The 12,132-nt window shown below is 68.0% G+C and carries 6 protein-coding genes and 1 pseudogene; 5 read left to right on the plus strand and 2 right to left on the minus strand.

Translation table 11 applies throughout. From position 1 onward, the window contains the following. The 5 genes and pseudogenes from ACAM49_RS04620 to ACAM49_RS04640 all read left to right on the plus strand — a co-directional run. A pseudogene (locus tag ACAM49_RS04620) lies at positions 1–316 on the plus strand (DNA polymerase III subunit gamma/tau); the annotation flags it as partial. Between the two features lie 255 nt (positions 317–571). Then, entirely contained in the window at positions 572–1,783 is a 1,212-nt protein-coding gene (locus ACAM49_RS04625) for an acetyl-CoA C-acetyltransferase (RefSeq protein WP_369634192.1), read from the plus strand. Positions 1,784–1,820: 37 nt separating this feature from the next. Beyond that, on the plus strand, positions 1,821–3,983 hold the full coding sequence (locus ACAM49_RS04630; RefSeq protein WP_369634193.1) for a 3-hydroxyacyl-CoA dehydrogenase NAD-binding domain-containing protein: 2,163 nt from the start codon (positions 1,821–1,823) through the stop codon (positions 3,981–3,983). A 319-nt stretch (positions 3,984–4,302) separates the two neighbouring features. Beyond that, entirely contained in the window at positions 4,303–7,818 is a 3,516-nt protein-coding gene (locus tag ACAM49_RS04635) for a protein kinase (protein WP_369634194.1), read from the plus strand. Positions 7,819–7,907: 89 nt separating this feature from the next. Beyond that, a complete protein-coding gene (locus ACAM49_RS04640; protein WP_369634246.1) occupies positions 7,908–9,350 on the plus strand; it encodes an alpha/beta hydrolase in 1,443 nt (480 codons plus the stop codon). Between the two features lie 2 nt (positions 9,351–9,352). Here ACAM49_RS04640 and ACAM49_RS04645 read toward each other — a convergent pair whose 3' ends face one another. Further along, a complete protein-coding gene (locus tag ACAM49_RS04645; protein ID WP_369634195.1) occupies positions 9,353–10,669 on the minus strand; it encodes a class I SAM-dependent methyltransferase in 1,317 nt (438 codons plus the stop codon). After that, positions 10,666–12,096 (minus strand): FAD-binding oxidoreductase, encoded by a 1,431-nt coding sequence (locus tag ACAM49_RS04650; RefSeq protein ID WP_369634247.1) that lies wholly within the window; start codon positions 12,094–12,096, stop codon positions 10,666–10,668. The genes ACAM49_RS04645 and ACAM49_RS04650 overlap by 4 nt, the downstream gene beginning before the upstream one ends. Positions 12,097–12,132: the final 36 nt, after the last annotated feature.

Genomic DNA, 12,132 nt, shown 5'->3' on the forward strand with positions numbered 1-12,132 from the left:
CGCCCCGGCCGCCCCGGCCCCCGCGGATCCGGCTCCCGCGAGCGCGGATCCGTTCGACTCCGGCAATGCCCGTTTCGCCCCGCCGGAGGACGATATTCCGCTGCCTGACGGGCCGGACCTCCCGGACGATCCGGGGCCGGGGGACTACTCGCCGGTAGGTTATGACGGCGTCCCACCTGCTACTACGCCGGAGGAGGAGCGCGAGATGCTGGAGGAGTCGGCCAAGCCGGTGCCTCCGGAAGAGCGCCGCGACCCGGATGAGGTGGCGCTTGCGCTACTGCGATCGGAGTTGGGCGCCACACCTCTCGAGGGTTGACAGTTCGCCCGCGGGGCAGATTAAGTTAACCGGAGTTCGCATAGTTCGGTACTATGATCGGGTGGCCGTGAGTATCGGTTTCGCGAGGTTCTAAGGTATGCCCAGGCGTACGGGTTACTGGAGCGTCAACAAACCTGCTCGTGACGGTGTTTGTACACCGTCAGGCGGTCGGTCGTAGAAGGCCGGTCGGCGAGGTTACCCGCGGCCGCTCCGCACAACGCGGTGACGGCGCACCCAAGAGAGGAAAACTCCGATATGACCACAGAGGCCTACATTTACGAGGCCATCCGCACCCCGCGCGGTAAGAACCGTGGCGGGGCGCTGCACTCGGTCAAGCCGATCGACCTGACCACCGGTCTGGTCCAGGAGCTGCGGAACCGGTTCCCGAACCTGGACGAGGATCGCATCTCGGACATCATCCTGGGTGTCGTCTCGCCGGTCGGTGACCAGGGCGCCGACATCGCGCGCACCACGGTGCTGACCGCGGGCCTGCCCGACACCGTCGGCGGCTTCCAGATCAACCGCTTCTGCGCCTCCGGCCTCGAGGCCGTCAACCTGGCCGCGCAGAAGGTCCGCTCCGGCTTCGACGACCTGGTCATCGCCGGTGGCGTGGAGTCCATGTCCCGCGTGCCGATGGGCTCCGACGGCGGTGCCATGTTCATGGACCCGAAGACCAGCTACGACAGCTACATTGTCCCGCAGGGCATTTCGGCCGACCTGATCGCCACCATCGAGGGCTTCAGCCGTGACGACGTGGACGCCTACGCCGTCCGCTCGCAGGAGCTGTCCGCCAAGGCCTGGGACAACGGCTACTTCTCCCGCTCGGTCGTCCCGGTCAAGGACATCAACGGCCTGACCGTGCTGGACAACGACGAGCACATGCGCCGCGGCACCACCGCCGCCGACCTCGGCAAGCTGAAGTCGGCCTTCGAGGGCATCGGCGACATGGGCGGCTTCGACGCCGTCGCCATGCAGCGCTACCACTACGTCGAGCGCATCAACCACGTCCACACCGGCGGTAACTCCTCCGGCATCGTCGACGGCGCCGCCATGGTGCTGGTCGGCTCCGAGGAGGCCGGCGCCGCTTCGGGTCTGACCCCGCGCGCCCGCATCGTCGCCACCGCCACCTCCGGTGCCGACGCCACCATCATGCTCACCGGTCCGACCCCGGCCGCCGAGAAGGCGCTGGCCAAGGCCGGTCTGAAGCGTGAGGACATCGACCTCTACGAGATCAACGAGGCCTTCGCCTCCGTCGTGCTGAAGTTCCAGAAGGATCTGCAGATCCCGGACGAGAAGCTCAACGTCAACGGCGGCGCCATCGCCATGGGCCACCCGCTGGGCGCCACCGGCGCCATGATCACCGGCACCATGGTCGACGAGCTGCACCGTCGCAACGCGCGCTACGCGCTCATCACCCTGTGCATCGGCGGCGGCATGGGTGTCGCCACCATCATCGAGCGCGTCTGACGCCCACCGACTTTTCTCAAGGGAGACACGAAAGACTATGACCGAGAACATGATCGGCTGGGAAAAGGACGCCGACGGCATCGTCGTGCTGACCATGGACGACCCGAACCAGGGCGCCAACACCATGAACCAGCTCTACAAGGACTCCATGCGGGCCACCGTGGACCGCCTGGTCGCCGAGAAGGACGACATCACCGGTGTCGTCATCACCTCCGCGAAGAAGACCTTCTTCGCCGGCGGTGACCTCAAGAACATGATGCAGACCACCCCGGCGGACGCCGCGGCCATCATGGAGGAGCTGACCTTCATCAAGAGCGACCTGCGTCGCCTCGAGCAGCTGGGCAAGCCGGTTGTCTCCGCCATCAACGGCGCGGCCCTCGGTGGCGGCCTGGAGATCACCCTGGCCACCCACTACCGCATCGCCGCCGATGTGAAGGGCCTGAAGATCGGCCTGCCCGAGGTGAAGCTGGGTCTGCTGCCCGCCGGTGGCGGCGTCACCCGCATCACCCGCATGCTCGGCATCGCGAACGGCCTGATGGGTGTCCTGCTGCAGGGCAACGAGTTCAACGCCCAGAAGGCGAAGGCCACCGGCCTGGTCAACGAGGTCGTCGGCTCGGTCGAGGAGCTGGTCCCGGCCGCCAAGGCGTGGATCCTGGCCAACAAGGACAACGCCGACGCCGCCGTGCAGCCGTGGGACAAGAAGGGCTTCAAGATCCCGGGCGGCACCCCGTCCAGCCCCGCGCTGGCCGCCAACCTCCCGGCCTTCCCGGCCAACCTGCGCAAGCAGCTCAAGGGCCAGAACATGCCGGCGCCGCAGGCCATCATGGCCGCCGCGGTCGAGGGCGCCCAGGTCGACTTCGACAACGCCTCGCTGATCGAGTCGCGCTACTTCGTGTCCCTGCTGACCGGCCCGGTCGCCAAGAACATGATCCAGGCGTTCTTCTTTGACCTGCAGCACATCAACAACGGCGGTTCGCGTCCCAAGGACGTGCCGAAGCGTGAGATCAAGAAGGTCGGCGTGATCGGCGCGGGCATGATGGGCGCGGGCATCGCGTACGTCACCGCCAAGGCCGGCATCGACGTCGTCCTCAAGGACGTCACCATCGAGGCCGCCAACAAGGGCAAGGACTACTCGGTCAAGCTCGAGGAGAAGGCGCTCTCGCGTGGCAAGACCACCGAGGAGAAGTCCAAGACCCTGCTCGACCGCATCAAGCCGACCGCCGATCCGGCCGACTTCGCGGGCGTGGACTTCGTCATCGAGGCCGTGTTCGAGAACCCGGAGCTCAAGGCCAAGGTCTTCCAGGAGATCGAGGACATCGTCGACGCCGATGCGCTGCTGGGCTCCAACACCTCGACCCTGCCCATCACCCTGCTGGCCAATGGCGTGAAGCGGACCGAGGACTTCATCGGCATCCACTTCTTCTCGCCGGTCGACAAGATGCCGCTGGTCGAGATCATCAAGGGCGAGAAGACCTCCGACGAGGCGCTGGCCCGGGTGTACGACTACACCCTCGCCATCCGCAAGACCCCGATCGTGGTGAACGACTCGCGCGGCTTCTACACCTCGCGCGTGATCGGCAAGTTCATCAACGAGGCCATCATGATGCTCGGTGAGGGCATCGACCCGCAGACCATCGAGCAGGCCGGTCTGCAGGCGGGCTACCCGGCGGCGCCGCTGAAGCTGTCGGACGAGCTGAATTTCACCACCATGCAGAAGATCTACAAGGAGACCGCCGAGGCCATCGTGGCCGCGGGTGGCGAGATCGACGCCGCCTCGGGCGCGACCGCGCAGATCCTCGACAAGATGGTGGGCGAGTTCGACCGCAAGGGCAAGGCCGGCGGCGCGGGCTTCTACGACTACGTCGACGGCAAGGCGACCGGTCTGTGGTCGGAGCTGCGCTCCACCTTCAAGACCTCCACCGCGCTGCCCGAGGGTGTCACGCTGCAGGACCTGAAGGACCGCATGCTGTTCGCCGAGGCCATCGAGACCCAGAAGTGCTTCGACGAGAACGTGCTGACCTCGACCGCCGACGCCAACATCGGCTCGATCTTCGGCATCGGCTTCCCGGCCTGGACCGGTGGCACCCACCAGTTCATCGTGGGCTACCCGGGCGGCCAGGAGGCCTTCGTGGCCCGCGCCGACGAGCTGGCCGCCAAGTTCGGCAGCCGCTTCGAGGTTCCGGCCTCGCTGCGCAAGTAATCCCGAGGCGGCAACGCCGCTGAAGAACTGAACCGAGACCCGGGTCGCGAAATAAGCGACCCGGGTCTCGGCGATTAACGGGTATGAAGGGGACGGGTGGGTATACCCCGACGGGTGCCGATTCACGCACACGTGGTCGAGGTCCGCGCTACGTTGGATTATGCGCGGGTAGAACACCGGAAACAGCCCGTACGTTCGGTACGCGCTCGTTCCAGTTCGACGGTGGCAGTTCGAGGTGGTCCAGATGAACCAGGCGCGCCCGGGTGGCTCGCGGAGTGAACAGAGCCCTCTCGAAAACTCCACGCAGGCATACCTTCCCATGAGCATCACCGATGAGCTCGAGGCCATGGGACTGTTCGAGGCGGAGGAGATCGGGCGGGGCGGTTTCGGGGTGGTGTACCGCTGTGCCCAGCGGGCCCTGGATCGGGTGGTGGCCGTCAAGGTGCTGTCCACCGAGATTGACGACGAGAGCCGGGAGCGGTTCCTGCGCGAGGAACACGCCATGGGACGGCTCTCGGGGCATCCCAATATCGTCGACATCCTGCAGGTGGACGTGACGCCCGGCGGACGGCCCTACATCGTGATGCCCTATGCCACACGGGGTTCGCTCGAGCAGGTGGTGCGCGACAGCGGCCCGCTGTCCTGGGCCGACTCGCTGCGGGTCGGGGTGAAGCTGGCCGGGGCCATCGAGACCGCGCACCGCGCGCAGGTGCTGCACCGCGATGTGAAACCGGCCAATGTGCTGCTCAGCCGCTACGGGGAACCGCAGCTGACCGACTTCGGAATCGCCCGTATCCCAGGCGGTTTCCGCACCTCGACGAGCATGATCACCGGTTCGCCCGCCTTCACCGCGCCCGAGGTGCTCAAGGGCGACGAGCCGACCGTGGTCTCCGATGTCTACGGTCTGGGCTCCACCCTGTTCGCCCTGCTGACCGGGCACGCCGCCTACGAGCGGCAGGCGGGGGAGAAGGTCATCGCGCAGTTCCTGCGCATCACCAGCCAGCCGATTCCGGACCTGCGCGAACTGCAGATCCCGCCCGATGTGGCCGGGGCCATCGAGCGCGCCATGTCGCCGGATCCGAGCGAACGGCCCGGCAGCGCCGTGGAATTCGGCGAACTGCTGCGCGCGGTGCAGGGCGAGCACGGGCAGGTGCCCGATGAGATGGCGCTGATCGAGGGCGACGAGCGCCTCGGCGACGGCTCGGATTCCGAGGCGACACAGGCCTATACGCGGCAGCGCACGCATACGGTGGTGACCGCGCCGCGCAGTCCTTCGCTGACGCTGCGGCCCTCGGGCAACACGAGCCTGCGGTTCCCGTCCACCGGTAATACGCTGCCGCCCACCGCCGCCACCAAGTTCCGCCCGCCGACCCCGGCACGGGAGCCGGTGCCCCGCCCGCGGCTGCTGGAGCCTTTGCGCGCGGGCGGGCCCCGCCGCTTGGCGGTGATCCACGGCCCGGCCGGATTCGGCAAGAGCACCCTCGCCGCGCAGTGGTGCGCCGAGCTCACCGATCGCGGGGTCGCGGTGGCCTGGATCGGCATCGACCGCGACGACGACAACGAGGTGTGGCTGCTGGCCCACATCATCGCCGCCATCCGCCGGGTGCGCCCGGAGATCGGCGCGGGACTCGAGCAGCTGCTCGAGGAGCGGCCCGCCGAGGCGGTGCCGTACGCGGTGTCGGCGCTCATCGACGAGATACAGGCCAGTGACACCCCGGTGGTCGTGGTGGTGGACGACTGGCATCGGATCACCGATGCCGGGGCGCACCGGGTGATGGAGTCGCTGCTCGACAACTGTTCGCACCATTTGCGTTTCGTGATCACCAGCCGGGAGCGGGTCGGACTGCCGCTGAGCCGGATGCAGGTGGCCGACGAACTGGTGGAGGTCGGCTCCGCGCATCTGCGGCTCACCGCTGAGGAGACCCGCCAGATTCTGGTCGGGCGGCTGGGCCTGGCCCTGACCGACCGCCAGGTGGAGCAGATACACACCGCCACCGACGGCTGGCCCGCCGCCATCCAGCTGGCCGGGCTGTCGCTGCGCTCGGCCGATCACGACGTGGATCGGCTCATCGCCGGACTTTCGGGTGACAACAAGGCGATTCGCGAATACCTGGCCGAGAACGTGCTGCACACCATCGAGCCGCGCATGCTCGAATTCCTGTGCGCCATAGCGGTTCCCGAACGCGTGAACGCTTCGCTGGCCGAGGCGCTGACCGGTGCGAAGGACGCCGCCGACCTGCTCGAGCAGGCCGAGCAGCGGGAGCTGTTCGTGCACCGGCTCGCCGAGGATCCGAGCTGGTATCGCATGCAGCCCATGGTGGCCGAGCATCTGCGCGCCCGCCTGGACCGCGCGCAGCCCGGGGCGCTGAAGAAGTTGCACGGCAAGGCTTCCCGCTGGTTCGCCGAGCACAATCTGATCCGCCAGTCGGTGGATCACGCGCTGGCCGCCACCGATCTGAAGTACGCGCTGGATCTGGTCGAGAAGGGCGGCATGGACCTGATCGACAGCTCCCGGCTGGCCACGTTGTTCGGGACGGTGTCGAAACTGCCGGTGCAGCAGGTGGCCTCGCGGTCCAAGCTGCTGATGGCCTTGGCGCGGGCGAATGTGAACCTGCAGCAGTCCGGGGCCGCGCGCAGCGCGCTGGGCCGACTGTCGAACATGCTGGCGCGCACCTCCTCCGACGATACCGAGGCGGTGCACCAGCGCTGTCAGGCCGCGGTGCTGGCCGCGGCGGACCAGGTGGCGCGCGATCGCACCGACGGCGTGCTGGACAAGATCACCGAATGCCTGAAGCTGGCCGATGAGCTGCCGCCGTGGACGGTGTCCACGGCCGCCAACCTGGCCTCCTTCGTGCGCCTGTGCGACTTCGACTTCGAGGGCGCGCGGGGCATGCAGGAGTGGGCCGCGCCCTATCACGCCCGCTCGGCCGATCCGCTGGGCGAGGTCTTCGGCCTGTGCGCCCAGGGGGACGCGGCCTACGAGCAGCTCGATATCGAGGCCGCCACCGGGTTTTTCGAACAGGCCTGGCAGACCGCCCGCGACCGCGCCGGTTCGCGGTCGCATCCGGTGCGGGTGGCGGCCGCGCTGCTGGGCGAGGTGGCCTACCGGCGCGGTGATCTGGACAGCGCCGAGCGCCTGCTCGATCAGAGCCATGAACTCACCGCCCGGGTCGGGCCGGTGGATTTCCTGGTCACCATCTTCGTGAGCGGAGCCCGGGTGAAGGCGGTGCGCGGCGACCTGGAGACCGCCACGGCCCGCCTCGACGAGGGCGCGCGCCTGGCCGCCGAGCGCAAGCTCACCCGGTTGGCCGCCCAGGTCCGCGCCGAGCGGCTGCGCCTGGGCTTACCGGCCGATCCGATCACCGCGGGCCTGGTCACCGACCCGATGGTCCGATCGCTGCGCCACGCCACCGGCGCGGCCGCGCTGGCCGCCGAGGCCGAGGAGGTCGCCACCATCCGCGCGCTGCTGGCGCGGCACTATCGCGGCGACGACCGCGGCAGTGACGAACTGGCCCCGCTCGGCACCGACGACACCGCGGTCAAGCGGGCCCGGGCGCTGCACTCGCGGATTCGCGAACAGCACCGTCCCCGTGCCGAACTCGACTCGGCGTTGCTGCTGGCCGAATGCCTGTCCGCCTCCGGCTGGCTCGGCGAATCCATCGCGGTGCTCAGCCCGGTGGTCGTGCGGTGCGCCGAATTGGGCTGGCCCAGACCGCTGTTGGACGCGGGTCCCGGGGTGCTGAACATCCTGCGCACGCTGCGCCACGAGATGCCGCTGGGCGCCGGGGCGGACGGGCCGGAGGTGCCGCGCCGGTTCCTGGATTCGCTGTTGTAGGTCCCGGCACGGTTCCAGAGTTCGCGCAGGGTATTCACAGCGTTTCTCGAGGAACGGTGGCGACAATCGCCGTCGTGTCGTCGACCCGTGTGCTGCCGCTGTCGCCCGCTCTGCCCCCGCCGCCAGCTCCCCGGGCGCCCGCCGCGCGGAGCGGGTATCCGGGCTTCCATCACGCGGTTTCGCTGTTGCACGGCTGGGTGCCGCAGGTGGTGGCGTTCGTGGCGGTGCTGCTGCTGGTGTTGGCGTTCGCGCGGTTCACGCGCCGGTGGTGGCTGCTGTGGATGCCGGTGTGCGCGGTCGCGGGTGTCGCGGCGGCCTGGGCGGCATGGAGCTACACCAACGATCAGGGCCTGGCCTCGGATCCGGCCCCGGTGCTGTTGTGGGCGTGTGTGGGCTTGACGGCGGCGGGTCTGGTGGCGGCGATCGTGGGGCTGCGGACCGGATCCTGGTGGCAGCGGATCGCGGCGATCCTGGCGGTGCCGGTGGCGCTGCTGTACACGGGCGTGGTGCTGAACCAGTGGGTCGGCTATTACCCCACGGTGCAGGCGGCGTGGGACGCGGCCAATGCCGATCCGCTGCCGCATCAGGTGGACGAGGACGAGCTGGCGGATCTGCGCGGCACCGATGTCGGGACCGGCCGGATCGTGCGGGTCGATATTCCGGAGTCCGGCAGCGACTTCCGGCATCGGCGCGAATACGTGTACCTGCCGCCCGCCTGGTTCGCGGGTGCGAAACCCCCTGCGCTGCCGACGATCATGATGATCGGCGGTGAGTTCAACACTCCGGCGGACTGGGTGCGCAGCGGCCAGATCATGCCCGCCGTCGACGATTTCGCGGCCAGGAACAACGGGGTGATGCCCGTGCTGGTCTTCGTAGACTCCGGCGGCAGCTTCAACAACGACACCGAATGCGTGAACGGCCCGCGCGGCGATGCGGCCGACCACCTCACCAATGATGTTCCGGCCTATATGGAATCGACCTTCGGGGTGTCCGCCGATCCGTCGAAGTGGGCGGTCGTCGGCTGGTCGATGGGCGGCACCTGTGCGGTGGATCTGGCCGTCATGCATCCCGAGCAATTCGGCACCTTCGTCGACATCGCCGGTGACCTGGGCCCCACCGCGGGCACCAAGGAGCAGACCATCAAGCGGCTCTACGGCGGAAACGCCGACGCCTGGGCGCGATTCGACCCGCTGACCGTCATGGCGAAGCACGGCCCGTACACCGATGTGGTCGGCCTCTTCGACGACCTGACCGCGCCGAAACGCAATAGCACCGGCCAGCAACACTATCCGGGCAGGCCGCAGGTGACCGAGGACCAGATCGGCAAGGGCGGCCGCGACGGCGTCATGGACACCAACGAGGAGGGCGCGGCCGAGCAGCTGTGCGACGCGGGCAAGCAGGTCGGCATCGACTGCACCGTGCACACCACCGTCGGCGGCCACACCTGGCAGTTCGCCTCCGCGGCCTTCACCTCGTCACTGCCGTGGTTGACGGCCCGGCTCGGAATCACCGTGCCGGGCCTGTCGTCCTGAGGTTATGCCTTCCACCAGGGACGCAGCGGCACCGTCCAGGCCTGGTCCTCGCCCAGCTTGACGCCCAGGATCTGGTGCAGCTGCACCACATTCCGTTCGAAGCCGAGCTGACAGCCGGCCATGTACAGGCCCCACACCTTGGCGGTGCCCTCGCCGACCTCGGCGACCGCGTCGTCCCAGTTCTTCACCAGGTTGTCGCACCATTCGGCGAGGGTGAGCGCGTAGTGCTGGCGCAGGTTCTCCTCGTGCAGCACCTCGAGGCCCACGTTCTGGATCTCGGTGATGATGCGGCCCGAGCCCGCGAGCTCGCCGTCGGGGAAGACGTAGCGGTCGATGAAGTCGCCCGCCTTGGTGATGCGGGTGTTGTCCGGCCGGGTGATGGAGTGGTTGAGGAACAGGCCGCCGACCTTCAGCTTCGACTTGATGAACTCGAAATAGGCCGGGTAGTTGTGCACGCCGATGTGCTCGGTGAGCCCGATGGAGGACACCGCGTCGAAGTCGCCCTCGCGGATGTCGCGGTAATCGGAGTGCCGCACCTCGGCGAGATCGGACAGGCCCTGTTCGGCGATCTTGGCCTGCGCCCATTCGGCCTGCTCGGCGGACAGCGTCGCGCCGATGACCTTGACCCCGCGCTTGGCGGCGTAGCGCACCATGCCGCCCCAGCCGCAGCCGATGTCGAGCAGCCGGTCGCCCGCCTTCAGGTTCAGCTTCTCGAAGACCAGGCGGTACTTGTTCTCCTGCGCCTGCTCGAGGGTCCAGGCCGGATCCTCGTAGGCCGCGCAGGTGTAGGTCATGGACGGGCCCAGCACGTACTCGTAGAACGTATTGGAGACGTCGTAGTGGTGGTGGATGGCCTCGGCGTCGCGAGTCTTGCTGTGCCGCAGCCCCTCCAGGGCGATGCGCCGCCAGCGCGGCAGCGTCTCCTGCGGCGGCGGGGCGATCGGCTTGAGCAGCTCCCAGCCCAGCGAGCGGGCGATGACCACCAGCTGCAGGGCGGTGGGGCGGCGGAACTTCAAGCCGCCCATGGCCTTCAGCAGTTCGTAGGGGTCGCCGGGATGCACGCCGTGGGCTTCCAGGTCGCCCGCGATGTAGGCGCGGGCCATGCCGAGGTCGCCGGGTGCGGTGGCGATGTAGTTGACCCCGCGCGGGGTCTTGATCTCGAGACCGAACTCGGAGTCCTCCGGACCGGCGCTACTGCCGTCGTAGCAGGTCAGCCGAATGGGCACCGGCCCGTCGAGCAGAGTCTCGAAGATCTCGGCAATGCTGAGTTTGGTTCCGAGCTCGGCGAATACGTCGGAACGGTCCTTGAACGTGGTCACTTGCGTTGCACCGCCTTCGAATACAGATCCAGTAGACGAGAATCCGGGTCGTAGCGTTTCTTGAGGGAGGAGTAGGTGCCGCCGCCGTAGTAGAGGGCGGCGAATTCATCCTGGTCGTAGTAGGCGTCCGAATACAGGGATTTATGACCGTCCAGCTCGGACACCTTGTGCTCGATGGCGCGATTGGCCGCGCCCTCGGGCTGTCCGGGCGTGGTCGGCACGGCCGACCAGAAACCGATATTGACGTAGGTGCGGCCGGGCTCCAGCGGATACAGCGGCCAGGGGCGTTCGCCCTCGGTGTCGCGCAACCGCAACGGGCACAACCAGATCGGCTCGATCGGGATCTCGCGCAGGAACCACTCCACGAAGTCCGCGGTGTGCTCGATGGGAACCTCGATGTCCTGCACCACCCGCTCGCGCGGCGGATTCCCGTGCCGCGCCTCGATCTTGTCGCCGATCGCGTACTTGTGGTCCAGCGCGATGAGCTTCCAGTAGAAGCTGGAACGCCGGTACTGCTTCGGCCAGAAGCGCCGGATCTTCGGGTTCTGCGCGCCGAAAGCCCGTGAGCACCAGAACCAGTCGGTGTCCCAGCGCCACAGGTAGTCGTGAATGCTCAGCCGGTCCCGCTTGGGCTGCTTCGAGTCGTGCTGGATGGACCGGTAGTAGATGTCCATGCCGGTGTAGTCGCTGACCGGGCCGGGTTCGTCGGTCTGGCGGCCCAGGGCCAGGTAGCTCTCGTCGGCGGTGAAGACCACGCCGTCGAGGTAGTCGACCCGTTCGCCGTCCCAGGCGCGGTCCGCGATGATCTGCGCCATGGCGGCTTCCAGTTCGCGCAGATCGTGAAACCTGATGTGCCGCAGCGCGACATACGGTTCAACTTTTTCCAGCTCGATCTTGAGCCGCGTCGAATAACCAAGCGTGCCGTACGAATTCGGGAAGCCGCGGAACAGATCGGCATGCTCCCCGTCGCGGGTCGCGGTGATGATCTCGCCGGCGCCGGTGAGCACATCGATCTCGAGCACGGATTCGTGTGGCAGGCCATTGCGGAAGGAGGTGGATTCGATGCCGAGTCCGGTGACCGCGCCGCCCAGCGTGATGGTCTTGAGCTGCGGCACCACCAGCGGGGCCAGCCCGTAGGGCAGGGTGGTGGCGACCAGATCCTCGTAGGTCGTCATGCCCGCCACATCGGCGGTCCGCGCCTCCGGGTCCACCGCGATGACCCGCGTCAATCCGGACACATCGAGGCCCGGCGCGTTGGTGCGCGCCCGGGCCCGGAAGAGGTTCGACGTCTTCTTGGCCAGGCGTACGTTCGCATCGGGAGGGATCGCCCGATAGGAGGCCAGCAGGCGATCGACTCCGGCCTGATGCGCGGTGAAACCTGATTCTTGTGCGGCCGGTGCGCGGCCGGCCTTCCCCAACAGACTCACTGCCACCCTCGGAACCTAGCGTGCACCGACCGGTAC

It is taken from the genome of Nocardia sp. JMUB6875 (genome assembly GCF_041154655.1).
In the GTDB taxonomy this organism is placed as follows: Bacteria; Actinomycetota; Actinomycetes; order Mycobacteriales; family Mycobacteriaceae; genus Nocardia.

Bases quoted from the DNA above. Each gene is read 5' to 3' on its own strand.
- ACAM49_RS04635 (WP_369634194.1), top strand. From the start codon at position 4,303: ATGAGCATCACCGATGAGCTCGAGGCCATGGGACTGTTCGAGGCGGAG.
- ACAM49_RS04625 (WP_369634192.1), top strand. From the start codon at position 572: ATGACCACAGAGGCCTACATTTACGAGGCCATCCGCACCCCGCGCGGT.
- ACAM49_RS04630 (WP_369634193.1), top strand. From the start codon at position 1,821: ATGACCGAGAACATGATCGGCTGGGAAAAGGACGCCGACGGCATCGTC.